The organism is Cyclobacterium sp. 10D3-21, from assembly GCF_055809755.1.
Window position 1 is genome coordinate 3,146,708 of record NZ_CM147924.1, and the last position, 26,569, is coordinate 3,173,276.

The 26,569-nt window shown below is 39.4% G+C and carries 14 protein-coding genes and 1 CRISPR repeat array; of the genes, 13 read left to right on the forward strand and 1 reads right to left on the reverse strand.

From position 1 onward, the window contains the following. Positions 1 to 11: 11 nt before the first annotated feature. Positions 12 to 1,547 (forward strand): sulfatase family protein, encoded by a 1,536-nt coding sequence (locus tag AC0L7T_RS12565; RefSeq protein ID WP_473342989.1) that lies wholly within the window; start codon positions 12 to 14, stop codon positions 1,545 to 1,547. A gap of 5 nt (positions 1,548 to 1,552) precedes the next feature. Here AC0L7T_RS12565 and AC0L7T_RS12570 read toward each other — a convergent pair whose 3' ends face one another. Further along, positions 1,553 to 2,803 carry an endo-1,4-beta-xylanase gene (locus tag AC0L7T_RS12570; RefSeq protein WP_473342990.1) on the reverse strand — a complete coding sequence of 417 codons (1,251 nt, stop codon included), beginning with the start codon at positions 2,801 to 2,803 and terminating at the stop codon, positions 1,553 to 1,555. A gap of 437 nt (positions 2,804 to 3,240) precedes the next feature. Here AC0L7T_RS12570 and cas9 point away from each other — a divergent pair, with 437 nt between their 5' ends. The 12 genes from cas9 (at position 3,241) to AC0L7T_RS12630 (ending at position 26,563) form a co-directional block, all read left to right on the forward strand. Continuing rightward, positions 3,241 to 7,350, forward strand: a complete 4,110-nt coding sequence (cas9, locus tag AC0L7T_RS12575) for a type II CRISPR RNA-guided endonuclease Cas9 (RefSeq protein WP_473342991.1) — start codon at positions 3,241 to 3,243, stop codon at positions 7,348 to 7,350. Between the two features lie 2 nt (positions 7,351 to 7,352). Continuing rightward, on the forward strand, positions 7,353 to 7,916 hold the full coding sequence (locus tag AC0L7T_RS12580) for a transposase (RefSeq protein WP_473342992.1): 564 nt from the start codon (positions 7,353 to 7,355) through the stop codon (positions 7,914 to 7,916). An 84-nt stretch (positions 7,917 to 8,000) separates the two neighbouring features. Next, positions 8,001 to 8,897, forward strand: coding sequence for a type II CRISPR-associated endonuclease Cas1 (gene cas1 / locus AC0L7T_RS12585; RefSeq protein ID WP_473342994.1), 897 nt, complete (start codon positions 8,001 to 8,003; stop codon positions 8,895 to 8,897). Further along, entirely contained in the window at positions 8,890 to 9,237 is a 348-nt protein-coding gene (cas2, locus tag AC0L7T_RS12590) for a CRISPR-associated endonuclease Cas2 (protein ID WP_473342995.1), read from the forward strand. The genes cas1 and cas2 overlap by 8 nt, the downstream gene beginning before the upstream one ends. Positions 9,238 to 9,359: 122 nt before the next feature. Further along, a CRISPR array of direct repeats spans positions 9,360 to 10,772; the repeat unit is 46 nt; unit sequence GCTGTGATTATCATATGAAGATACCAATTTGAAAGCAATTCACAAC. 963 nt (positions 10,773 to 11,735) lie between these two features. Further along, positions 11,736 to 13,277, forward strand: coding sequence for a sulfatase family protein (locus tag AC0L7T_RS12595; protein ID WP_473342996.1), 1,542 nt, complete (start codon positions 11,736 to 11,738; stop codon positions 13,275 to 13,277). Between the two features lie 215 nt (positions 13,278 to 13,492). Next, on the forward strand, positions 13,493 to 16,153 hold the full coding sequence (locus AC0L7T_RS12600) for a DUF5686 and carboxypeptidase regulatory-like domain-containing protein (RefSeq protein WP_473342998.1): 2,661 nt from the start codon (positions 13,493 to 13,495) through the stop codon (positions 16,151 to 16,153). Positions 16,154 to 16,195: 42 nt separating this feature from the next. Beyond that, positions 16,196 to 18,394, forward strand: a complete 2,199-nt coding sequence (locus AC0L7T_RS12605; RefSeq protein WP_473342999.1) for a B12-binding domain-containing radical SAM protein — start codon at positions 16,196 to 16,198, stop codon at positions 18,392 to 18,394. A 271-nt stretch (positions 18,395 to 18,665) separates the two neighbouring features. Continuing rightward, entirely contained in the window at positions 18,666 to 20,387 is a 1,722-nt protein-coding gene (locus AC0L7T_RS12610; protein WP_473343000.1) for a hypothetical protein, read from the forward strand. A gap of 9 nt (positions 20,388 to 20,396) precedes the next feature. Then, positions 20,397 to 22,289, forward strand: a complete 1,893-nt coding sequence (locus AC0L7T_RS12615; RefSeq protein WP_473343001.1) for a sulfatase family protein — start codon at positions 20,397 to 20,399, stop codon at positions 22,287 to 22,289. Positions 22,290 to 22,397: 108 nt separating this feature from the next. After that, complete coding sequence (locus AC0L7T_RS12620; protein WP_473343002.1) at positions 22,398 to 23,525, forward strand: formylglycine-generating enzyme family protein; 1,128 nt, start codon at positions 22,398 to 22,400, stop codon at positions 23,523 to 23,525. A 15-nt stretch (positions 23,526 to 23,540) separates the two neighbouring features. Then, complete coding sequence (locus AC0L7T_RS12625; protein WP_473343003.1) at positions 23,541 to 25,118, forward strand: sulfatase family protein; 1,578 nt, start codon at positions 23,541 to 23,543, stop codon at positions 25,116 to 25,118. Further along, positions 25,115 to 26,563, forward strand: a complete 1,449-nt coding sequence (locus AC0L7T_RS12630) for a sulfatase family protein (RefSeq protein ID WP_473343005.1) — start codon at positions 25,115 to 25,117, stop codon at positions 26,561 to 26,563. The genes AC0L7T_RS12625 and AC0L7T_RS12630 overlap by 4 nt, the downstream gene beginning before the upstream one ends. Positions 26,564 to 26,569 lie beyond the last annotated feature (6 nt).

The following is a 26,569-nucleotide window of genomic DNA, read 5'->3' on the forward strand; positions in this document are numbered from 1 at the left end:
CAAGTGTAACTATGGATAAACTAAAGAATTTCAGTGTTAAAAGTTACGGTATAATGATGCTTACTTTTGGGTTTTTGGTATCATGTAACCCAAAGAATATAAGGTTGGTAGAAGAATCTCTTCCCAATGTCGTCCTTCTCTTAGGAGACGACCATGGCTGGGATGAAACAGGCTACAATGGTCATCCATTTCTTCATACGCCTGTTTTAGATGAAATGGCAGAGAATGGAGTACGCATGGACCGCTTTTATTCAGCTTCTCCAGTTTGTTCTCCTACCCGAGGGAGTATTATCACCGGAAGGCATCCCAATAGATACGGTACCTTTACACCTGGTTTTTCCATTAGACCTGAGGAAATTAGTATCGCTGAGATCATGAAAGATGCGGGTTATGTTACCTCCCATTTAGGCAAATGGCACCTAGGTCCAGTTAAAGAAGCTTCCCCCACAAATCCACGAAATTTCGGATTTGATGAGTACTTGTCTCACGACAATTTTTTTGAAATGAATCCGCATCTTTCCAGAAATGGTGCTGAACCCGTGATCTTTAAGGGAGAAAGCTCTGAAATATTGATTGCTGAGGCCATTGATTTCATTGAAAGATCAAAGGAAAAAGACCAGCCATTTTTCATCGTTATTTGGTATGGTTCCCCCCATGAGCCTTACAGTGCAAAACCAGAAGACCTGGCCTTATATGATAGTTTGCCTGAAGATTTTGGCAACCGCATGGTAAGGTTGACTTCCAATGAGACAGGTAAGCAGGTACAACGCCTACAAAGAGATGTGTTGAGAGAAAGGTTTGCTGAAATCACGGCCATGGACAGGTCCATTGGTCAATTGAGAGACTATCTTGAAGAGGAAGGCGTTCGGGACAATACCTTGTTATGGTATTTTGGTGACAACGGTACGCCTCAAGAAGGAAATGCTACTGTTCCCTTCAGAGGGCAGAAAGCTTTGGTATATGAAGGTGGCGTTCGGGTTCCTTCCGTTTTAGAATGGCCGGATAAGATCAAAACCTCTTTTATAACGGAGATGCATGGCGTTTCCAGTGATGTGTTTCCTACTCTTTGCGAAATCACAGGTCAACCACTGCCCAATCGACCAATTGATGGCATTAGTCTTTTGCCTATGTTGGAAGGAAATATGGACAGCAGACCAGAACCCATAGCTTTTTGGAATGGAAGGCCAAGAAATAACGGTGAAGGTTTGGTGGATTATATAGATCCCGAATTGCAAAAAGGAACAACGCCACTGGTGAAATTGGCGAATGGTATTCCCACCAGAAATTTCAAAAACTTTCATCATCCAGACATCCAGGAACAGGATTTTTCCGGTGCCAGGGCATTGCTGGGCAACCAATATAAATTGGTTATTCACGATGGGAAAAATGGGGAAACAAGAAAGGAATTGTTTGATATTAATTTAGATCCTGCAGAGGAAAATAACATACTATCCGATCAACCAGAAATTGCCGGAGACCTGGAAAACACGCTCAAAAATTGGCAACAATCCGTCTTGGAGAGTTTGATAGGGAATGACTATCCTTAAATGAATTAGGGCTTGGAGAAATCAACTGTGGTTTCTCCATTTGCTTTGCTATGTGAAATAGCTATTGTTTTCCCATCAACGATTATCTGGTAGTTCCCATAAAATGCAGCTGTAGAAAATTGGCCTTCACTATCAACAATTCCTTCTAATTCCGTCCACCATGTGCTATAAATTAACTTTTGGTAAGCATTAGCAGCAGGTTTGGGTTGCCAGTCGCGGGTGTACAGGGAGGAGGCCGGTATCCAATTGGCTCCTTCCCAAAATCCCCACATCAATATTCCTTCCACAGCTGGATGGGCAAAACAGATGCTATAGTAATCCACCAATTCTATGGTATTTTGTTGTTCCTCTTCCTGGCTCATTTTCAATTGAGTGTCTTTGAGAAATTTTGAACGTTGGCCCGGCATGTTGAATTCGGTGATACGAATGGGAAGACCAAACTGGGCCAGCGAGTCCAGGCTGCGTTTCAGTTCCTTTCTATCAAAGGTGCTGGCGTGCAAATGACCCTGCACGCCAATACCAGCAATAGGCACATCTTGTGCCAGCAATTCTCTGATTTGGGCAAGATAGTCTGCCAGTCGATTTCCGGTTAGGATATCATAATCATTGAGATAAAGTTTTGCATCAGGATCACCTTCCAATACCCATTTGGCCATTTTAGCGGTTATGTCCGGACCCAAACGATCTGCATAATAATTGCCATGGATCATTTCGTTGTTTAGGTCGTATTCTACAAAACGGCCTTTATAGCGTTTGGCAATAGAAATGGCTCGGTCCCGAATCGTGGCCTCCAATTCGGTATCGCTCAATTCCATTATCCAGGGCTGTACAAATTTTTCTATGCCCCAGAATAAATTATGTCCCCGGAGAGGAATATGGTTATCATCCGTCCACTGCAGAATTCCTTCCACGGTTTGGTGGTTGACTTTTCCTTTTTCTCTTTCCATACTGGCCCATTTCAGCGCATTTTCTGTAACAGCACTGTTAAAGTTTTTCAAGAAATAGGTCTTGTATTGGCTGAGGTCTTCAGGGGACATGTTCCCGGAACCCAGGCCATTGGCAATGGCTGCTCCAAACCAGAATTCATGGGAAAGCTGCTTTACAATGACTTTATCCCCTGGCTTGGCCTTGATGATGAGTTTACCTTTTCGGTGCTGCGAAATGGCTTGGTCCAATGGATCGGATTGAGCCAGGGTCTGTAGGTCCGCACATAACAGGATGGCCAAGCTAAAAAAGAAGGAAGCTATTCGAAGCATGGTATATTGGGTTTAGAAGTCAGGAATTACACAGTTAATGTACGAATTTTAGAAACGATAAAAAAAATGCCCGACGGAATGGCCATGAGGGGTAAAGGCTTGTAGATGAGGGTGGAAGCTTTAATGGTATTTTAAGCCAGGCCCAGACAAAAGCTACAGTTTATAATCTTGAAATTGGAAGAATATGTACCAATAAAATAAGGGATTAGCCTATTAATAAATTTACAACTAATATTTTATGTAAAATTTAATACTAAATTTTTAATCATTAGAAAAATAAAGTACTTTCAACGGTGAACTAAAAACTAAAATAACGACCCCAGCAGAAAAATCTACTGGGGCCCTTATAAATGTTTTCACAACGGAATAATCCTTATTGTGAATTGCTTCAATTTGGTAATGCAATATAACTGTTAAAAGTTAAGTTTTTAAAAAACATGAAAAAAATTTTAGGATTGGATTTAGGGACTACCTCTATTGGATGGGCATTTATCCAGGAGCCGGACAAAGAGATTACTGGGAGTCATATTAGTGATATGGGTGTTAGGATTATTTCTTATGATAATTTTGAAAAAAGAGATAGAGCAACAGGAAAAGTTTCAGAATCAAAAAATCCAGAAAGTGATTTCAAAGCTGGCCAATCAATAAGTCCAAATGCAGGAAGAACTCAAAAAAGAGGCGCAAGAAGAAACCTTCAGCGATTTAAGCAAAGAAGAAATGCATTGCTTGAGGTTTTTAAAAAAGAGGGATTGGTATCTTTAAACTTTTTGCATGCCGAGGATGGTCCATCTTGCACGTTTTCTACCTTGAAACTTCGGGCAAAAGCAGTACAAGAAAGAATTGAGTTAGATGAATTTTTAAAAGTGCTTTTACAAATCAATAAGAAACGGGGATACAAAAGCAACCGAAAAGCAAAAGGAGAGGAAGATGAAGGTAGCTCCATAGACAGTATGGGCATTGCTAAAGAGCTTTATGAAAATGAATTAACTCCAGGGCAATGGGTTTATAAAGCTTTAAAAGGAGGAAGAAATAACATTCCAGACTTTTACCTCTCAGACTTACAGAAAGAATTTAAAATAATAGTGGAAAGTCAGGGGAGGTTCTACCCGGATATTTTAAATGCATCCTTTATTGAACAATGGATGGGAAAACCTGCTACCCCAACTAAACAATTTTTCAATAAGAATGGGATTGAATTGGTTGAGAGCCCTGGTAAAAGAGTTGAAAGAAAATTAAAAGTATACCAATTGCGATCAACAGCGGTTACTTCTCAAATTGACCTTCCTGAGGTAGCGTTAGTTCTTGCCCAAATTAATGCTCAAATGAGCAATTCCAGCGGGTATTTAGGTGCTATAAGCGATAGAAGCAAAGAATTGTATTTTAAAAATCTGACTATTGGCCAATTTCTTTATCAACAAATTCAAAATAATCCACATACAAGGTTAAAAGGGCAAGTATTTTACCGTCAGGATTATCTTGATGAATTTGAAAAAATATGGGGTTTTCAGTCACGGTTTCATTCCCAGCTTACGGATGATCTGAAGAAAACCATCAGAGATATTTCAATTTTTTACCAAAGGAGGTTAAAGTCTCAAAAACATTTAATTAGTTATTGTGAATTTGAGGAAAATCATAAAGTTGTTCCTAAGTCACATCCTGTTTTTCAGGAATTTAGAATTTGGCAAAATTTGAATAACCTTGTTTTAATCAAAAAAGATAACCCGAATGAAAAACTTGACATAGCCCTTGAAAATAAAATTTTATTATTTGAGGAACTGGAGTTTAAGAGGGAAATGTCCGTTGCGGAAGCTTTAAAGTTGATGAACTTGAAACCGAAGGAGTGGGAACTTAACTTTCAAAAGCTTGAGGGGAATCGAACCAATCACGCTACTTTTGAAGCATTTGCTAAGATAATAGAGTTAGAGGATGGAGAGTCAATTGATTTTGCAGAAATGAAAGCAGATGATGTACTCGATCAATTCTCTGAGGCTTTCTTGAGAGTTGGAATAGACACCCAACTACTTCGGTTAAATCATGAAATAGAAGGAAGCGAATATGAAAAGCAACCATATATTCAATTATGGCATTTATTGTATAGCTCTGAAAATGACGAAAAGCTAAAAAAATGTCTGATCAAAAAATTTGGATTCAAAGAAGAGCACACCAAGTTTCTATTAGGAATTAGCTTGCAAGATGAACATGCCTCTTTAAGTAGCAAAGCAATTAAGAAAATTTTACCCCATCTTCAATCGGGTTTAATTTTTGATAAAGCGTGTACCTATGCAGGTTATAACCATTCCTCTTCATTGACAAAAGAGGATAACGATAATAGGAAATTAAAATCTGGACTTGAATTACTTAAAAAGAATTCTCTTCGGAACCCGGTTGTGGAAAAAATTCTAAATCAAATGGTTAATGTGGTCAATGCTATAATGGAAGATCCTAGTCTAGGTCGGCCAGATGAAATCAGAATAGAAATGGCTCGCGAATTAAAAGCGAATGCAGAACAACGAAAGACAATGACCTCACGTATTGCTTCAGCTACTAGAGATCATGATAAATTTCGTAATATATTAAAGAAAGAGTTTGGTTTGCCAAGAGTTACCAAAAATGATTTGATTCGATATAAATTGTGGTTGGAGACGGGTGGAATTTCTATCTATACAGGAAAGGTTATTGAGGCGAGTAAACTTTTTTCCAAAGAATATGATATTGAACATATAATTCCGAAAGCCAGGCTTTTTGATGATTCATTCTCGAACAAAACCATTTGTGAAAGACAGCTAAATATTGATAAAGCTAATGTCACAGCTTTTAGTTTTTTGCAGGATACAATTTCACCTAAGGAATTTGAGCAATACCAGGAAAGGGTGAATGGATTTAATGGAAAAATAAGCAAAGCCAAAATCCAAAAACTATTGATGGCTAATGATAAAATCCCGGAAGATTTCATTGCTAGACAACTCCAGGAAACAAGGTATATCAGTAAAAAAGCCAAAGAAATTTTATTCGATGTTGCCAGGAAAGTTACGGTCACTACTGGAATAATTACTGATAAGCTTAGGGAGGATTGGGGCCTTGTTGATATTTTAAAAGAGTTAAACTGGGAAAAGTACGATAAACTTGGATTGACCTATACCATTGAAGGAAAGAATGGCGAAAGATTGAAGAAAATCAAAGATTGGAGCAAGCGAAATGACCATCGTCATCATGCCATGGATGCACTAACAGTAGCCCTAACCAAGCCGGTGTATATTCAATATCTGAATAACCTCAATGCTAGAGCTAAAGAAGATAAAAAAGGTTCCGAAATCTATGCTATTGAACATAAATACTTAAGGAGAGAAAATGGCAAAATTCGTTTCATTTCTCCAATTGAAAATATAAGATTTGAAGCTAAAAAGCATCTTTCCAGGATTTTGGTTTCCTATAAAGCCAAGAATAAAGTGGTTACGATTAATAAAAATAAAACCAAAAAACGGAAGGGATTCAATGAACAAATTGTTTCTACTCCAAGAGGACAACTTCATAAAGAGACCGTATATGGAATGTCGAATTTCTATGCCACCAAAGTTGAAAAAGTCGGAGGAGGTTTTGACGAACAGAAAATAAGAACTGTTGCTAAGAAAAAGGAGAGAGATGCCCTGTTAAAAAGACTGGCTGAAAATAATAATGATTCCAAAAAGGCATTCACAGGAAAAAATTCTCTAAATAAAACACCAATTTATTTGAATTTAGAAAAAAATATTAAGCTTCCAGATAAGATTAAAACGGTAACCTTGAATAATAATTATACCATAAGGAAAGTTATCGGGCCAGATCTAAAGGTGGAAAAAATAATTGATTCGAAAATAAAAAGAATTTTAGAAAATCGTTTGAAGGAATTTGATGGTAATTCAAAATTGGCATTTTCAAATATTGATGAAAACCCCATTTGGCTTAATAAAGAAAAAGGGATCCCCATAAAAAGGGTGAAAATTTCTGGTGTTAGTAATGTGGAGTCACTTCACAGCAAGAAAGATCATTTAGGTCATCTTATTTTAGATAAGGAGGGGAAAGATATTCCAGTAGACTTTGTGAGTAACGGAAATAATCATCATGTAGCCTTTTATGAAGATCAAGATGGAAATCTCCAGGAAGAGGTTACGTCATTTTTTGAAGCTGTTGTACGGAAAAATCAAGGTTTCCCGATTGTGAATAAGAATCATCCTGAAGGTTGGAAGTTTTTGTACACATTAAAGCAGAATGAATTTTTTGTATTTCCTTCGATAGATTTTTCACCTTCGGATGTCGATCTCTTTGATGAAAAAACCTATCATTTGGTCAGTCCGAATCTGTTTAGGGTACAAAAGTTTTCAAAAGTAGTTTATGGAAATTCTGCAGTAAGGGATTATGTATTCCGCCATCACTTAGAGACAACTCTCAATGATTCAAAGGAGCTCAAAGATAAAGCATTTAAACAGTTAAAGAGCCTTAAACATTTTCAGGGAATTATTAAAGTACGTTTAAATCATTTAGGAAAAATTATTCAAGTTGGAGAATATTAAAAATGGAAATCGGCCAATCATACCATATCTACTACCATGCCAATGGAACCAAAAATAATTTTCGGGAGGGGGAAAACTACTGGATTTTTTTTAATCAATATGCCAGATATCTTAGAGAGGTAGTAAATACCTATGCATACTGCCTTATGCCGAATCATTTTCATTTTCTGGTTGGTATTCGTGAAGACCTGCTAGGTCTGAAAGGTCATTTTCAAAACAAAATTGGCCATGCCTCCAAGAACCCTGTTACCAAAGCCTTTAGTGATATTTTCAATTCATACTCCAAGGCTTTTAACAAACGAATTGAAAGACGAGGTAGTCTTTTTGTGAATAAGTTCAAAAGAACGCCAATTCAAACTGAGCGACAGTGGCAGGAAATATTCATCTATATACATCTCAACCCTTTAAAGTATGGCTTTGTAGAACCTTCGGATTGGAAATGGTCTAGCAGTAATACCTATGAGTACTCTGATAAATTATCTTTATTCGGTAGGGATTACTATCTGATTTTTTTTGACAGTTGGAACCATGTTTCGAATTTAATGGAGATGATAAGGAATGGTTGATAAATAAGGATTTAGGATGAGATCATAACTTGAATATTTTTAATGGCTGTCAGTAAATTTTTTTCTAACCAAAACAAAGAATAGATGATAAAACGCACACTCTTTTTTGGAAATCCGGCTTACCTCAGTACCCAAAATGAACAACTGAAAATAAGCTTCCCGGAGTCAGATAAAGTTGACCGGATGGTACCCATAGAAGATATCGGAATGGTTGTGCTGGAAAACCAACAAATAACGATTACCAATGGTCTTTTGGCGAAACTTACCGATCGGAAGGTTGGAGTGGTGTCCTGCAATGCTCAGCATCTACCCGAAGGATTGCTATTACCACTTCAGGGACATTCAGAACAAACAGAACGAGTCAGGTATCAACTAGGAGCTTCCTTACCTCTAAAAAAAAATCTTTGGCAGCAGACAATTACAGCTAAAATTAAAAATCAATATAATTTACTGAAGGAGAAAAGAAAGGAATCCAAACGTATGGAATACCTGTATAAAAATGTTACCTCTGGAGATTCGGGGAATTATGAGGCCCAGGCAGCTGCCATTTACTGGCAAAAACTATTTGATATCTCTGATTTTAATAGGGGTCAGGTGGGTATTCCTCCCAATAACTTATTGAATTATGGCTATGCCATTCTTAGAGCAGTTATTGCGAGGGCATTGGTGTCCTCCGGTATGTTACCCGGACTTGGTATATGGCACCGGAACAAATACAATGCCTATTGTCTGGCTGACGATATCATGGAACCGTACCGCCCCTTTGTGGATTTGGTGGTTTCCCATATAGTGGAAACTTATGATGAATATGACGTATTGACTACCGAATTAAAAAACGAATTACTTAACATTCCAGCCTTGGATGTTATGATTGATGGACAAAAAAGTCCCTTGATGGTGGCTGCTTCCCGTACTACCTCTTCTTTGTTTGATTGCTTTGCCGGGACCAGTCGAAAAATCATTTATCCGGAATATGGATGAAAAATTTTATTCACGCCTTAATCAGTACCGAAGTTTGTGGGTCTTAGTGTTTTTTGACCTACCCACGGAGACGCGAAAGGACAGGAAAGTAGCCACCAAATTCAGAAAGCAACTTCTGGACGATGGGTTTTCCATGTTTCAGTTTTCCATTTACATGCGCTTTTGCGCAAGTCGGGAGAATGCAGAAGTGCATACCAAACGAACGAAAAAAAACCTTCCTCCAAGGGGCAAAGTAGGTATCATGTCCATTACCGACAAGCAGTTTGGGATGATGGAAGTTTTTTATGCTGCCAAGCAACAGGAAAAGGAGGCTCCACCTCAACAGTTGGAGTTGTTTTGAAGAAATCTTACAGGTTGTTAAAAGCTGTAATACTTTTGGTTTTGGTTGGTATAAACCTGTTGATTTTTTAATTCTAAATATCCATATAAAAGACAGCATACCAGCCATTTATCGTGGGGTATGCTGTGATTATCATATGAAGATACCAATTTGAAAGCAATTCACAACTGAATGTAGCCAAAGGACCCGGAGTATAGAGCTGTGATTATCATATGAAGATACCAATTTGAAAGCAATTCACAACCCTGACATGGAAGTTGTTTTATTGCAGAATGCTGTGATTATCATATGAAGATACCAATTTGAAAGCAATTCACAACAATTAACCGTGGCACAATTTACCCACTTTAGCTGTGATTATCATATGAAGATACCAATTTGAAAGCAATTCACAACTATGAGGAGTATTACCAAGCCATAGCACTGGCTGTGATTATCATATGAAGATACCAATTTGAAAGCAATTCACAACCTCCGTGCAGTGGAGAAACTTCAATGGCAAGCTGTGATTATCATATGAAGATACCAATTTGAAAGCAATTCACAACTAGGTAACTCCCAGCCTTACCCATGATGCTGCTGTGATTATCATATGAAGATACCAATTTGAAAGCAATTCACAACTACAAGCACTGGCAGACGACACAGGCATAGGCTGTGATTATCATATGAAGATACCAATTTGAAAGCAATTCACAACTCAGAACAAAGATGCTACCAAATCCCCCAAGCTGTGATTATCATATGAAGATACCAATTTGAAAGCAATTCACAACTAGGAAAGACTGGTCGGCTTCTGTCCACTCGCTGTGATTATCATATGAAGATACCAATTTGAAAGCAATTCACAACTATGAGCAAACCCAGGAGATCACGGAAGTTGCTGTGATTATCATATGAAGATACCAATTTGAAAGCAATTCACAACTCCACCAAAACCAATTAGACATGGATTTTAGCTGTGATTATCATATGAAGATACCAATTTGAAAGCAATTCACAACTATTGTTCGTTTGGGGGGCTTTCCATTTAGCTGTGATTATCATATGAAGATACCAATTTGAAAGCAATTCACAACCATCAAAGACATCTTCCTCACCTACAAAGTGCTGTGATTATCATATGAAGATACCAATTTGAAAGCAATTCACAACGGTTTGATGATTTTATAATCGCACCAAAAGGCTGTGATTATCATATGAAGATACCAATTTGAAAGCAATTCACAACACCTGTCTGAGGCACCACATTGTAGCGGGGGCTGTGATTATCATATGAAGATACCAATTTGAAAGCAATTCACAACTGGTATTTGATTACAGTAAGGGACAAATTAGCTGTGATTATCATATGAAGATACCAATTTGAAAGCAATTCACAACACAGATGGTGGGTTTAACTTCTCAGTCAACGCTGTGATTATCATATGAAGATACCAATTTGAAAGCAATTCACAACTACTTCTGGAAGCGTGGCGAAACCCTCACTGCTGTGATTATCATATGAAGATACCAATTTGAAAGCAATTCACAACTATTATCTGGGATTTAGTGATGAAGTGATCTGTGATTTAGTGATGTTGTGATATATGATTTAGTGATGTTGCGATCTGTGATCTATGAAAATCCTAACATAAATGCGATTCAGAACTCGCTCACCCCATCACTTATCACCGATCACTAAATTACTCCACACCCCATCACCTATCACCAAATCACCCCTCATCTGCGATGATCCTATGAAAATACCAACATTAAGGCAATTCACAACAATGATCTGTGTATTGTGATTTAGTGATGTTGTGATCTGTGATTTATGAAAATCCTAACATAAATGCGATTCAGAACTCGCTCACCCCATCACTTATCACCGATCACTAAATTACTCCACAACCCATCACCTATCACCAAATCACCCCTCATCTGCGATGATCCTATGAAAATACCAACATTAAGGCAATTCACAACAATGATCTGTGTTTTGTGATTTAGTGATGTTGTGATCTGTGATTTATGAAAATCCTAACATAAATGCGATTCAGAACTCGCTCACCCCATCACCTATCACGGATCACTAAATTACTCCACAACCCATCACCTATCACCCGATCACCCCTCATCTGCGATGATCCTATGAAAATACCAACATTAAGGCAATTCACAACAATGATCGTGTTTTGTGATTTAGTGATGTTGTGATCTGTGATCTATGAAAATCCTAACATAAATGCGATTCAGTACTCACTCACCCCATCACTTATCACCGATCACTAAATTACTCCACAACCTATCGCTTTACCGTTGTAATTTCTAAATGAATTTTCAATATCTCGAACAATTTTGGATAAATTGCCAGTCCTGACGCATTGTGTATTGGCTGTTTTGGATTAAATTCCCATTTGCCTCAAGAAAAGGTTGAAAAGGTGAAGGACCTAAAGCAATTTAATTCGACCAAAACCTTGTTTCACTTAGCTAAAAAAATTAACAAAGAACCCAATATGAGAACCTATTTTCTTTCAGCATTTTACTTGTTATTTAACGTTGGGATTGGCCTTGCACAGGGAAATCCAGCCCCAAATATTGTTTATATTCTGGCCGATGATATGGGGATAGGGGATGCTTCTTGTTATAATCCTGAGGGCAAACTTGAAACCATTCATATCGATAGGATGGCAAACAACGGAATAAAGTTTACAGACGCGCATACCAGTTCAGCTGTTTGTACCCCTACACGCTACGGGATACTAACGGGTAGGTACAATTGGAGGTCTACACTTAAAAGCAGTGTGTTGGGAGGGTTTTCGGCGCCTTTGATAGATACAGAACGTTTTACTGTAGGCAAGCTGCTACAAGGTGCTGGATACCATACAGGCTTTATAGGAAAGTGGCATTTGGGCTGGGATTGGGCTTTTACGCAAGAATATGAAAACATTGACAACCTGAATACCATTCTGGAGGTTGATTACTCCCAACCAATCAAGAATGGCCCAAATCAAGTAGGTTTTACCTATGCTTATGGATTTAGCAGTTCTCTGGATATTCCTCCTTATGTCTATATTGAAAATGACAAGGTTACTGCCTTACCTGAAAAAATGACAGTGAATGTAGATGACAAGGGCTTCTGGAGAAAAGGCCCTACAGGAGCCGATTTTGAACATGTTCAGGTTTTATCTAATCTGACGCAAAAGGCCGTTAATTTTATTGATGAAAACGCGAATAAAGAGAAACCTTTTTTTCTATATTTCCCCCTTCCAGCACCACATACCCCAATATTACCTACAACCGAGTTTATGGGTAAAAGCAATACCAATATGTATGGTGATTTTGTATTGCAGGTAGACGATGTGGTGGGTAAGATTGTTGCTGAACTAGAAAGAAAAGGAATTTTGGACAATACCCTTTTGATTTTTACTTCAGACAATGGCTGTTCTCCCAAAGCTAATTTTGCTGAATTGGCCAAGGTTGGGCATGATCCTAGTGATGGTTTTAGAGGGCATAAAGCGGACATTTATGAAGGTGGACACCGTGTTCCTTTTATTGTTCAATGGCCAGCTAAAATTACAGGAGGGAAAACCACGGACCAAATTATCTGTACAACCGATTTTATGGCCACCGTCGCAGCTATTTTGGATCAGGAAATGCCTGAAAATGCAGGAGAGGATAGCTTTAGTTTTTTGAAGGTGCTCAATGGTGCCATTGAGGCAGAGGTAAGACCTTCGGTAATTCACCATTCCATTGAAGGTAGATTTGCCATTAGAAAAAACAACTGGAAACTAATTGCATGGCCTGGTTCAGGAGGTTGGACGGCTCCTCGATCTGCCAAAGAACTTGCCGGTTTACCTACTATGCAACTTTTTGATCTTTCTAAAGATCCTGGCGAACAGATCAACTTGATAAATGATTTTCCTGAGGTGGCCTCCTTATTGAAAAATGAAATGATCAGTCTAATCAAAAATGGGCGAAGTACACCCGGACCAAAACTAAAGAATGAGGGACCTGAAGTATGGGACCAGGTTAAATGGGCCTATGAAGCGCAATAGTTGATGCCCTAACCCATTAATTGTTGTTAACCAATTCATCTATTTATGATAGCGTGGGTTAAATTGATGAATAAATGCTAAGTTTATTGATGCCCTATTAAGCTGGGCTAAAACTTGCTTAGATTATAATTTTATTTAATCTGGTATACTTGTAATTGCTGCAGGTTTTGAATGGTTTCTGCCTAATTTGGGTTGTTTCGGAAAGCAATGATGGAATGATAAAGGGGTCAATATATGTTTTTAGAGTAGCTTTGGTGATACTGGGTTTAGCCATTGCAGGAGTGCCTTCAAATGCACAAGGGATAAAAGGATTCGTCTCTAGTGAGGATGGACAGCCCTTGGCTTTTGCTACGGTATTTGCCAGGAATTTAAATGATGGCATACCCACCAATCAAAATGGATATTTTGAATGGAAGCTACCAAATGGGAATTATGATATTCTTTTTCAGTATTTAGGTTATACCGCTCAACTACAAGCCATTGAAGTTAAGGATGACTGGGTAGAAGTCAATATAAGTTTGGAAATGCAAACTTATGGGCTTAGTGAAGTAGAAGTGACGGAAGGTGCCGAGGACCCTGCCCTAACAGTTATCCGGAAAGCCATTGCAAAAGCCAAGTACCACAAGCTTCAGGTAGAAGCCTATAGCATGATGGTGTATATCAAAGGTACGGGCGAACTTACAGATGCCCCATTTTTTCTTAAAAAGAAGCTGGCTGAGGAAGGCATCGGCTTAAATGAGGCCTACACCTCGGAATCGGTTTCCAAAATCGAATTCGAACAACCAAATGAAATCAAAGAGACCGTAATTAGCATTCGTTCCAGTGGAGACAATAACCAAACTTCGCCAGCTCCCTATATTGGAGCCAGTTTCTATGATGACAAAGTAAATGAAATTATCTCGCCCTTGGCTAGATCAGCCTTTGCCTATTACAAGTTTCGCTTAGAAGGTACATTTCTTGAGAATGAAGTGCTTGTCAATAAAATCAGGGTTATTCCCCGTTCAAAAGGGGAAAGGGTTTTTGATGGTTATATCTATATCATAGAGGATTTGTGGGCCATCCATAGTCTGGATCTTAAAACTTCCCTATTGGGTTTTGACATACGCGTCAAGCAGCAATATGCGCCGGTAATGGAAAACGTTTGGATGCCTATTACCCATACCTATGATTTTGGTGGAAAATTTTTTGGTTTTGCTGGTGAATTTCAATACCTGGCATCCACCAGAGACTATGACTTAAAACTCAATCCAGACCTTGTATTCGAAACCGAAATCCTGGACGAGAAAATCACTGAGATCCCTGAGCAAATTAGAAATATATCTACCAAGGAATCACCAATCGAGCAATTGGAGGAGGCGGATCAACTCAGTAGAAAACAGTATCGAAAACTGCTAGCGGCCTATGAAAAAGAAGCTGCAAAAGAACGAGAAGACAAGGATATAATTTCCGTCAGGTCACACATCATAGATTCTCTGGCTACCAAAAGAAACAGTGCTTATTGGGACAGTATACGACCAGCACCTTTGACCACTAAGGAAATCCTGGGTTATGTGAGAGATGATAGTTTGGCACTGGTGGAAGCAGCAAAAAACAGTGAAGTAGATAGCATTGCCCAAAAAGCCAAAAGGAAATTTAAGGCTTTTGATTTTCTAACTGGAGGGAGGTATAATTTTGGTAAGGGGAGGTCAGCAGGATTTCATACCAATTGGACAAAGATGTCCTTTAATACTGTGGAGGGCTTTAAAGTCGGTTTTTCAGGGTTTTACCGCAAAGAGAAAGTAACCAAACTAGCAGATAGTGTCACCAATCATGTGAAATCCTGGAATATCAGGCCAGCCTTTAGGTATGGTTTTGCCAGTGAAAAAGCCTTCATGACATTGGGTTTTCGTAGGTCTGTAACCAAAGGTAGAGAAGGCTATAGCTGGGGGGTAGATGGAGGCAAATACATTTACCAGTACAACGCTGAAGAACCTATTAGTGAACAAGTAAATGCTTTTTATTCTCTTTTCTTAAGGGAGAATTACATGAAATTGTATGAGAAAACTTTTGCAAAATTCTACTGGGCACATAGGATGGGAGACAAGTTTACTTATAGGACAAGTTTCAGTATTGAGGAGAGAAGTCCGTTGACCAATCACAGTGATTACAGTTTTTTCTATACCAAGAAAAAAGAATACACCGCCAATCGGCCAAATCTAAATGGTGATGAAGAGGCCAGTTTTCTCGCTAATAATGGGGTGTTATTTGATTTGAACATTGATTGGCGACCGGGCCTAAAGTACCAGATAAGAAATGGGCGTAAAACCCCAATAATGGATTCAAGCCCATTAATTTTCCTGAACTACAAGCAAGCTTTTCCTATCATTTATAAAGGTGCAGAGGTGGCCGATTTTCAGCAAGTTGAATTGGGCTTAAAGCATGCTATTCCCTTTGGAGTGAGTGGGAAATTAGCCTTTAACTTAAATGCGGGTACTTTTTTAGCCAATGACAAAGCCTATTTTATGGATTTCAAGCACTTTGGCGGAAACCGAACGATCTTTAGCAATATGGGAGCAGCCAGTAATTATAGGTTTTTAGATTATTATATCTATAGTACTTCTGATATGTATATTGGAGGATTGTTTCATTACCAGTTTAGAAAGTTTCTGTTTACCCAATTGCCAGGCTTGAGGTTTTCAGGAATTAGGGAGAATATCTTTTTTAATTACCTAAAAACGGACAGTTCTCCTCATTATTGGGAATTGGGTTACTCACTGGATAATTTATTTCGCGTTTTTAGGCTAGAAATGGGAGCAGGTTTCGAGAATAGAAAATACAGCTCAGGGGGCTTTCGGTTTGGAATTGCTACCTTTATTTCTATAAATATAGAGGAGTAAATTGTTTTCACTTACTTTTGTATTTGCTAAAAAACAGACCCATTGAAAGATTTGCTTTTAATTACCCCTCCATTTACACAATTAAATACACCTTATCCGGGTACCGCTTATCTTAAAGGATTTTTGAATACCAAAGGGATTAGCAGTTACCAGATGGACCTGGGAATAGATGTGATTAAGGCTGTTTTTTGTAAAAAAGGATTGGATGAAATCTTTACACTTGCCAATCAAAATAACAAAATAGACTCTGAAAATGCCCATAGGATCTTTGCCCTTAAAGAAACCTACATTCAATCCATAGATGCAGTGATTCTTTTCCTTCAGGGAAATAACGCCACATTAGCAAGGAAAATTTGTACCGACAACTTTCTTCCAAAAGCATCCAGGTTTGAGCAGTTGGATGACCTTGATTATGCCTTTGGCAATATGGGGATGCAAGATAGAGCCAAGCACCTCGCTACCCTATATTTAGAGGATTTGTCAGACTTTATCGTAGAGTGTGTTGATCAAAAATTTGGATTTAGCCGCTATGCAGAGTCTTTGGGTCAAAGTGCAAATAATTTTGATGGTCTCCATGAAAAATTAAATACGGAGCTTACTTATATCGATCAAGTTAGTATCAAGATTCTGGAAGACAAAATGAAAGAGGTACAGCCCAAATTGGTTGGCATCTCTGTTCCTTTCCCTGGCAATCTATACAGTGCTTTTCGCTGTGGACAATTTATAAAACAGCACTACCCATCGGTGAAAATTGTAATGGGAGGAGGTTTTCCAAATACCGAATTAAGAACCATTACTGATTCCAGGGTATTTGACTTTATTGATTTCATTTGTTTGGATGACGGTGAAAAACCAATAGAAATACTTTTGAGGCTGATAGAAAATAAGGAATACCCTTTACTGGCAGATATTAAGTTAAAGCGTACTTTTTATTATGATGGCAATGAAGTAATCTACAACAATAAATCAGCCGAAAGTGATTACAAGCAAAGTGAATTGGGTACTCCTGATTACAGTGATTTACCATTAGACCATTATATCTCTGTTATAGAGATTGCCAATCCCATGCATAGCTTGTGGAGCGATGGCAGGTGGAATAAGCTCACCATGGCACATGGTTGCTATTGGGGCAAGTGTACTTTTTGCGATATATCTCTTGACTATATTAAATTATACGAACCACTGACAGCAAAGATACTGGTTGACCGCATGGAGCAGTTGGTGGAAGAAACCGGTGAAAGCGGGTTTCATTTTGTGGATGAAGCTGCACCACCAGCGCTGATGCGGGCGGTGGCATTGGAGATTATTAAACGAAAACTGACCCTAACCTGGTGGACAAATATTCGGTTCGAAAAGAGTTTTTCGCTTGATTTATGCCTGCTATTAAGTGCATCGGGGTGTATTGCCATCTCAGGAGGTTTGGAAGTGGCCTCAGACCGGCTGTTAAAATTGATTGATAAAGGGGTAACAGTGGAGCAGGTGGCTCAGGTAACAAGAAATTTCACCGAAGCGGGTATCATGGTGCATGCTTATTTAATGTATGGCTATCCCACCCAGACCGTTCAGGAGACTATCGACAGCCTGGAAATGGTGAGGCAACTTTTTGAAGAAGGTGTATTGAGGTCTGGTTTTTGGCATCAATTTGCCTTGACGGCCCACAGTCCTATTGGTTTGGAACCAGAGAAGTACCATATTATTCCAAAACAAAACCCAGTCTCTTTTGCCAATAATGACATTGCATTCAAGGACAAGACTGGAATAGACCATTCCAAATTTAGCTATGGATTGAAGAAGTCCTTGTTTAATTATATGCATGGGATAGGTTTCGATTTTCCTTTGCAGGATTGGTTTGACTTTAATATTCCCGGGCCAACCATTGGCCCTGAATACATAGTGGCTTGCCTGGACAAGGTGGACAGTAGCCTTGTAAAGGATGGGGCAAAAATGGTTTGGTTAGGCAATAAGCCAATCGTTTCAGAAAAACTCATCCGTAAAAAAAAGAAGTCCTTCACCAGGGTTTTACTTACTTTTCACACAACATCAGCCATTATTGACTTTACACTAGCGCAAAAGGTGGCTGATTGGCTACTTGGGACTATTGATAAAATGGCAAATTCAGGGAGTCCAATAACTTATGGGCACTTTAGGAAAAGCTTTGAGGAGGATTGCGGGAATTTTGATCCGTTTTTTACTAGCACAATGAGAGATGAACTCAGAGCCTGTGGATTGTTAATTCTCTAATAAGGATTAAGGATAGGATGCTTAAGTTTTCTAAATTATTCCAATAGAGCTGGGTTCCGAGATTGGAATGAACCGACATGTTCCACATTAGGAGAAATGCAGCAAAAGACAATTTTTGGCTAGATTACATTGTTCAATAAGTTGGTTAATGCCTATTTATAGTATTCGCTCAAACGCTAAAAAGAAAGTTTCCAGCCCTTTTCCTGTGTTAAAAAAATTGTATATTTAGGCTTTATTGTTTCCCGAAATCAACCAAAATCCACGAATATTTATGAAGCGTAGAGCTTTCATTAGAAAAAATGGAACATTAACACTTTTGGCTCCATTTGCCTCTTTGTCTATAAATCCATTTAAATCCCCTTCTCAAAATTCCGAAATCAGCAAACCTGATTGGTTACTTCAGATGATTTCAAACAATGATGCGGGAGTCCGAAGTATCTTGAAAAGATATGTTGATGACCAAAGCGCTCCTTACTATGGCGCCATCCTAGATGGCCATGAGATGGCTACTGCCCATTCTATCACATCCTTTCTTAGGGCGGGAATTACTGCCTTGGTTAGCCCGGAATCAGCCTTTTACAATGATCAGGAATTGCGAAAAAAATTGGCTTTATCCTGCGATTATTTTTTGACATTGCAGCATGAGGATGGAACAATTGACTTGGTGTCTACCAATTTTCACTCCACGCCTGATACAGGTTTTATAGTGAAGTGGCTAGCACCTGTATGGCGACTTCTGGACAAGGCTGAAGTTGTAGAAAAGCAAAGTGTATTGATACCACTTAAGCAATTTCTAATAAATGCTGGGGAGGCCTTAAAAGTTGGAGGCATTCATACGCCCAATCACCGTTGGGTAGTTAGCTCGGGACTGACAGAATTATATAAAATCAACCCAGATCCAGGGTACCGTTTAAGGGCTGAAGAATGGCTTGCTGAGCAGATAGACCTGGACCAAGATGGACAATTTCAGGAGAAAAGCAGCTATATTTATTCCTCTTTAAGTGATAGGGTATTGATAAGCATTGCCAGAGGATTTGATAAACCAGAGCTTTTAGATTATGTGTATAAAAACCTGAAAATGAACCTGTTTTACATTCATCCCAATGGAGAGATTGTAACAGAAGCTTCAGGAAGACAGGATAATTCTATCATTGGCTTCTTGCAGAATTATTATTATCCTTATCGTTATATGGCTTTGAAAACCGGGGACGGTCAGTTTGCAGCAGCCTGTCGGTTGATTGAGGAAACTTCTTTTAAAAAGGCCACAGGTTTTCTATACTATTTCCTGGAAGACCCCTCTCTTTGGAAGGAATTGCCACCAACAAAAGCATTGCCTATAAATTATGCAAAAGAATTTAGCAACTCCAATTTAATGAGGGTGAGGAGAGGTGCTTATGATGCCTCAATTCTTTCAGGTAGCTCTGTTTTCTTTACTTTTCACAAGAAGGAGCTAATGCTTCAAGGCATGAGGTTTGCAAGTGCCTTTTTTGGGAAGGGACAGTTCTCTGCCGACTCTTATAAAGTGGAGAATGGTAAATATATTCTTACTAGTAAATTGACTGGCCCTTACTATCAGCCTTTCCCAAAAGAGAATATTCCTGGCGATGGGGTTTGGTCAAATATGCCCAGAAATCAACGTGAACAATCTGAAATTCAGGAATTGACTAATACGGTCACCATCCAGGAGGAAGGGGATGGATTTTTAATTGACATTGCTATTACTGGGACAGACAATGTTCCGGTTGCCCTGGAATTGATATTCAGACAAGGAGGTACATTTTCCGGAACGGTTCCCCACGAAGGCATGGAGGATGCTGTGTTCTTAAAAGAGGGTATGGGTAAGTATACAGGGAATGGTTCCTCCATAAATTTTGGGCCAGGTTTGTACAAGCACAAATGGGTAGCCATTAGAGGAGCATTGCCTAAAATGGAATCACCTACTGCGTTTCTTACAGGTTTCACACCTTTTCACCACAGTATAAGAATCTCTTAATAATTCAAAATGGTTGTAATAAAATTTTTGTCAATAAACAGATTTCGGTTATTCCTAGGTTTGGTATTGTCCATGGCATTTATGGATAGCGAAAGCGTGAAAGCCAATGAAATAGAGGAACCGAAACGGCCCACTCCAAACATTGTCTTTCTTATTTCTGAGGACAACTCAAAGCACTTTATGAAGCTTTTTGACCCCAATGGGGTAGAAACACCAAATATTGAGAAAATGCTGCTTTCCGGCCTGCTTTATCCCAATGCCTTTTCCAATGCACCGGTATGTTCAGTGGCCAGAAGTACGCTTATCACAGGTACACTTACTACCAGAACAGGTATGTACCTGCACCGGAAAATCAAGATTGCTCCGATGCCTGAGGGGCTTGAGATGTTTCCTGCCTACCTAAGGAAGGCAGGTTATTATACCACAAACAATGCGAAGAAGGACTACAATGCGGTTGAGAATGACAATGTTTGGGACAACTCTTCATTAAAGGCTACCTGGCAAAAAAGACCAGATAAAAATCAACCATTTTTCCATCAGGAAACTTTCCATGAAACGCATGAAAGCAGGTTGCACTTTACAAACGATGTGATGATGGAGCACAAGGTCCAGGATGATCCTGCACAAGTATTTTTATTCCCCCAATTTCCAGACACCCCTTTGTTTAGGTATACTGTCGCTTATCACAGAGATAAAATAAGAGAGATAGATGAATGGGTAGGAAAGAAGGTGGAAGAATTAGCGGAAGCTGGGGAACTTGAAAATACTTTTATCTTCTATTTTGGAGATCACGGTGGCGTGTTGCCGGGTAGTAAAGGCTATTTGAACGAGACAGGTCTTAATGTTCCTTTGGTAGTCCGAATCCCGGAAAATTTCAAAGAACTTGTTCCCTATGATAATCAAGAAAAACCACAGGCATTTGTGAGCTTTATTGACTTTGCTCCTACGGTTTTGCATCTCGCAGGATTGGAAGTACCTGAGCAAATGGATGGTCGTCCATTCCTGGGCTTAGGGCTGAAGAAAGCAACGCTTGAAAAAAGAGATGAAACGTATGGACATGCGGATCGATTTGATGAAAAGTATGAAATGGTGAGAGCTGTCAGGAAAGGAAAATGGAAGTATATCCGTAGCTACCAACCCTATTATCCAGATGGCATGCAAAACAATTACCGTTATAAGATGCTGGCTTTTGCCTCATGGAGAACGCTTTACAATGAAGGGGAATTGAATCCACAAGAAGCAGCGTTTTTTAGAGAAAAGCCTGTAGAAAGGCTGTATAATTTAGAGGAAGATCCCTTCGAAATAAAAAACCTGGCAGCAAATCAAAAGATGGTTTTAAAAGACCTGCGAAAACGACTCAATGAGTGGATGCTTGAAAAGAATGACCTGGGATTTCTTCCCGAAAATATTTTGGTTAATAAGGCCTTGGAAAATCCGGTGGAATATGGGGAAAAGCATCACGATAAAATAAAGGATTTAATAGCTATTGCTGATTGGGCCACCAGGGACTGGGATGAAGTCAATGATAAAGTTATTGAAAGCATCAAAAGTGGAGATGAGCTGGAAAGGTACTGGGGCTATACTGTCGCTTGTACCTTTGGTAAAAAAATGGGCGTGGATTATACCCGGCTTCCAGACTTGAAAAATGAAGCCTCATCTATTGTACAATTAAAGGCCATTGAACTTTCTGGGAGGATAGGAATAAGAAACCCGATACCAGCACTAATCCAATGGCTCAATGAATCCACCGACCCTGTAGCGAGTTTGATAGGCTTGAATACATTGGTTTACTTTAAAGACCACAGCCCATATGGCGAAGGGTTTTCTTCTAATTCTTTGGAGTTAAAAGTAGTAAATGAGGAAGTCAAGCGTAGATTAGCCTACCTGGACGGGACATGGTAAGTGTATCCAAGATGATAATTTGTGCGTTCATCAAAAAATAGGTAGAACTATAGGTGTTTGCACGTATCTTCTTTAAATTGTAAGTTGATTTAATTTAATTACCTAAAAATGATCAATCGATTAAAATTTTTGACTCTTATTGGCCTTTCGGCCTTTACGCTATTTTCTTGTTCTTCTTCCAAAAATGAAGAAGAAGTAGAAGATGGAGAAATAGAAAATTGCCATGGTACTATTCCAGATAGGTTTAACCCATCTGCTAATGCTGGTTCAGGAGCTATAGAAGAGCGAGACGCCCCCATTTCACATGATGGGATGGTTTGGATCGAAGGTGGTGAATTTACCAGAGGATCGACTGACGACCGTGGTAGAGCAGATGAGCTACCCGCTCACAAAGCCAGGGTAGATGGTTTTTGGATAGATGAAACAGAAGTTACCAATGCACAGTTTGCTGCCTTTGTAGAAGCTACCGGATATGTAACCATAGCAGAGAAAAAACCAGATTGGGAAGAAATTAAAAAACAATTGCCTCCCGGAACACCCAAACCACCGGACGATGTCCTGGTTGCTGCCTCTCTTACCTTTCATTCTCCTAATCAACCCATTCCACTTAACAATGCTGCACAGTGGTGGGAATGGACACCTGGAGCTAGTTGGAGAATGCCTCAAGGACCAGGAAGTAGCATAGAAGGAAAAGAAAATTACCCAGTAGTACAAGTGGCTTGGGACGATGCCATGGCCTATGCAAAATGGGCAGGAAAAAGATTACCCACAGAAGCTGAATGGGAATATGCCGCCAGAGGAGGGCTTGAAGAAAAATCTTTCCCTTGGGGAGATGATCCTGTAGAAAAAAGTGGCTTTATGGCCAATATTTGGCAGGGAGACTTTCCAGTGACAGACAAAGGTGTGGACGGATTTACCGGATTGGCACCAGCAAAATCCTATGACCCCAATCCTTATGGTTTGTATGACATGGCAGGAAATGTTTGGGAGTGGACCAATGACTGGTATCGCGAAGATTATTACAGCAAGATAACAGATGAAGTTTCCGTGAATCCTCAGGGTCCAAAAGACAGTTATGATCCTCAGGAACCTACTGTTCCTAAAAGAGTAGTAAAAGGTGGGTCTTTCTTGTGCAATGTATCCTATTGTGAAGGTTATAGGGTAAGTGGTAAGATGAAATCCTCTGCCGATACAGGATTGGAGCATACTGGATTTCGTTGTGTTTCTTCCAATTAATTTAACTTGAATTTTATGTCTGCAAGATACAGTGTTTGGGGAGGGTTGTTGGTTTGCTTTTTTGTTTGTCTGTTTTCCTGTAAGCAAAAGGAAGAGGTTCCAGCAGTTCCCAATATATTATTTGTAATTGCAGATGATTTGTCTTTTCCACATACAGGTGCTTATGGAACAGACTGGATCAAGACTCCGGGATTCGATAGAGTAGCAAAAGAGGGACTTTTATTTACCAGAGCCTATACCCCAAATGCCAAATGCTCTCCTTCCAGGTCAATTATCATCACAGGAAGGAATTCATGGCAATTGGAAGAAGCGGCCAATCATGTGCCTTTTTTTCCTGAGAAGTTTCTATCACATGTAGAAGTTTTGGGTGACAATGGCTATTTCACTGGGTTTACAGGCAAAGGATGGGCGCCGGGGGATGCAGGTGATAGAGAACTGACGGGTAAGCAATTCAGTGATTTGAAAATGGATGCCCCAACGCCCTATATTAGTCCAATTGATTATGCTTCCAATTTTGAAGTGTTTTTGGATCAGAAACCAGAAGAGGAACCTTTCTATTTTTGGTATGGCGCTTTTGAGCCGCATCGTGCTTATTCTTACGGGTCTGGAGCAGTGCTGGGAGGGAAAACCACAGACATGATTGACAAGGTGCCTCCATTTTGGCCGGACAATGATTCTGTTCGAAACGACCTATTGGATTATGCCTATGAAACAGAATACTTTGACCAGCATTTGGTAAAGATGTTGGCTTCTCTGGAAAAGAGAGGGATGCTGGAGAATACTTTGATTGTAGTTACAGCAGACAATGGCATGCCTTTCCCAAGAGTTAAAGGGCAAGGATATGAATATTCAAATCACCTTCCGTTGGCCATAAGATGGGGGGAAGGAATAAAGAACCCCGGCAGAGTAATTGATGATTTTGTAAGTTTTGTAGATTTTTCGCCAACTTTCCTGGAGGTAGGAAAGGTAAGTTTTGACAGTTCAGGAATGGCTACTTTTGCTGGGAAAAGTCTTCAACCAATTTTTGAAGCAGAAGAAGGAGGAATAACCGACCCTTCCAGAAATGCGGTGTTGATTGGGAAGGAAAGGCATGATATAGGCAGGCCGGATGATCAGGGATACCCTATTCAGGGAATAGTTAATGAAGAGTATACCTATATCCATAATTTTGAAACGGATCGATGGCCCGCCGGCAATCCAGAAACAGGTTACCTCAATACTGATGGAAGCCCAACAAAAACAGTGATCCTCAATCAAAGAAGGGTTTCAGGTGAATTAAAGTATTGGAATCTTTCTTTCGGTAAAAGACCCCAAGAGGAGCTTTACGATAGAAAAAAAGACCCCTATGGCTTGAATAACCTGGCTTTGCATCCAGAATATAAAAATGTAAAAGAAGCCTTAAAGGATGAATTATTCAAACAATTGAAAGCACAGGAAGACCCAAGAATGTTTGGGAACGGAGCTATTTTCGATAATTACGAATATTCTCAAGACATTCTGAGAAATTTTTACAATCGATTTATGACAGGTGAAACTTTTAATACACGCTGGGTCAATGAAAGTGATTTTGAAGTAGACTTTAACGAAAAATGATAAAGACAGGTAGTTTGTTGTTTTTGATGTTTGTTTTCCTTGCCGCTAATAATTTGATCTGGGCCCAGGATAATCGACCAAATATTGTCATGATCATCGCTGATGATATAGGCTATGAAGATTTGGGTAGTTATGGAAATGCAATTGCTTCCACGCCTGTTACAGACAAAATCGCTTCTCAGGGAATCAAATTTACTAATTTTTATTTGACTACAAGTTCCTGTAGTCCAAGTAGGAGTAGTATTATCTCGGGAAGATATCCCCACAATACAGGGGCTGCTGAGTTGCACACAGCCATGCCGGAGAATATACTCACCTTTCCTGAATTACTTAAAGAAGCAGGTTATTTTACCGGGCAGTCCGGTAAATGGCATATGGGTCCAGTGCCCCGTAAGGGTTTTGACCTGATTTATGATAAACAACCTGAGATAGGCCAGGGAGGGGAAGATTATTGGGTACCCCTTTTAAAGGAAAGGCCAATGGATAAACCGTTTTTCCTTTGGTTGGCAGCCTTAGATGCTCACCGGCCTTGGGCAGAGAATGATTTCTCTGGAGCGCATGACCCGGATAAGGTGGAGGTGCCTCCTTATTTGGCCAATGAACCAGCTACTAAAATAGATCTGGCAAATTATTACGATGAAATGACCAGATTTGATCATTTCATAGGTAAAGTGGAAGAAGAATTGGAACGGCAGGGTCAATTGGATAATACAATTATTTTCATTTTATCGGACAATGGTAGGCCATTTCCCAGAAGTAAAACCAGACTCATTGATTCAGGTATCAAATCGCCATTGCTTGTAAAATGGCCAAAGTCTTTGAAGGGTGGTTTGGTAGCCGATGCCATGGTTAGCAGTATAGATCTTGCCCCAACCTTTTTACAACTTGCAGGGGTAAAAGCTCCTGATAACTTTCAGGGAAAGAGTTTTTTATACGTCCTTAAAAATCCTGATTTACCCTTTAGAAATTATGTTTTTGCGGAGCACAATTGGCATGATCATGAAGCCCATGAGCGAATGGTAAGAACGAAAGATTATTTATACATAAAAAATAACCGTTCTCAATTTGCCAATCAGGGACCAGCAGATTCCAATTCCAGCGATTCCTATGCAGATCTCAGGAAACTAAGGGACCAAGGCAAACTTAACCCTGCACAAGCAGATGTTTTTTCCGCAACACGCGCCTTTGAGGAGTTCTACTTCGTAGCTGACGACAAATACCAGTTATTGAATAGAGCGACCATCATAGGGGATAACAAAGAAATGGTACAGCTGAGGTTTGCTTTAGAGAAATGGTCAGTTGAAACCGATGATTCGGTCCCCACCAACTTAACAAAAGATTGGTACAATAAAGAAGATGGCAGGCCACTTAAAGTTCAAAGGGACAGAGGTGAGATGCCAGGCGGTCCAAAAGCACTTATTACTACTGAAAAAGGTCCATTTTAGTCAATA

What these genes read in the sequence shown, in the direction of transcription:
- AC0L7T_RS12615 (WP_473343001.1), top strand. Translation starts at nt 20,397, where the DNA reads ATGGTTGTAATAAAATTTTTGTCAATAAACAGATTTCGGTTATTCCTA.
- cas1 (WP_473342994.1), top strand. Translation starts at nt 8,001, where the DNA reads ATGATAAAACGCACACTCTTTTTTGGAAATCCGGCTTACCTCAGTACC.
- cas9 (WP_473342991.1), top strand. Translation starts at nt 3,241, where the DNA reads ATGAAAAAAATTTTAGGATTGGATTTAGGGACTACCTCTATTGGATGG.
- AC0L7T_RS12625 (WP_473343003.1), top strand. Translation starts at nt 23,541, where the DNA reads ATGTCTGCAAGATACAGTGTTTGGGGAGGGTTGTTGGTTTGCTTTTTT.
- AC0L7T_RS12600 (WP_473342998.1), top strand. Translation starts at nt 13,493, where the DNA reads ATGATAAAGGGGTCAATATATGTTTTTAGAGTAGCTTTGGTGATACTG.
- AC0L7T_RS12620 (WP_473343002.1), top strand. Translation starts at nt 22,398, where the DNA reads ATGATCAATCGATTAAAATTTTTGACTCTTATTGGCCTTTCGGCCTTT.
- cas2 (WP_473342995.1), top strand. Translation starts at nt 8,890, where the DNA reads ATGGATGAAAAATTTTATTCACGCCTTAATCAGTACCGAAGTTTGTGG.
- AC0L7T_RS12565 (WP_473342989.1), top strand. Translation starts at nt 12, where the DNA reads ATGGATAAACTAAAGAATTTCAGTGTTAAAAGTTACGGTATAATGATG.
- AC0L7T_RS12570 (WP_473342990.1), bottom strand. Translation starts at nt 2,803, where the DNA reads ATGCTTCGAATAGCTTCCTTCTTTTTTAGCTTGGCCATCCTGTTATGT.
- AC0L7T_RS12610 (WP_473343000.1), top strand. Translation starts at nt 18,666, where the DNA reads ATGAAGCGTAGAGCTTTCATTAGAAAAAATGGAACATTAACACTTTTG.
- AC0L7T_RS12580 (WP_473342992.1), top strand. Translation starts at nt 7,353, where the DNA reads ATGGAAATCGGCCAATCATACCATATCTACTACCATGCCAATGGAACC.
- AC0L7T_RS12595 (WP_473342996.1), top strand. Translation starts at nt 11,736, where the DNA reads ATGAGAACCTATTTTCTTTCAGCATTTTACTTGTTATTTAACGTTGGG.
- AC0L7T_RS12630 (WP_473343005.1), top strand. Translation starts at nt 25,115, where the DNA reads ATGATAAAGACAGGTAGTTTGTTGTTTTTGATGTTTGTTTTCCTTGCC.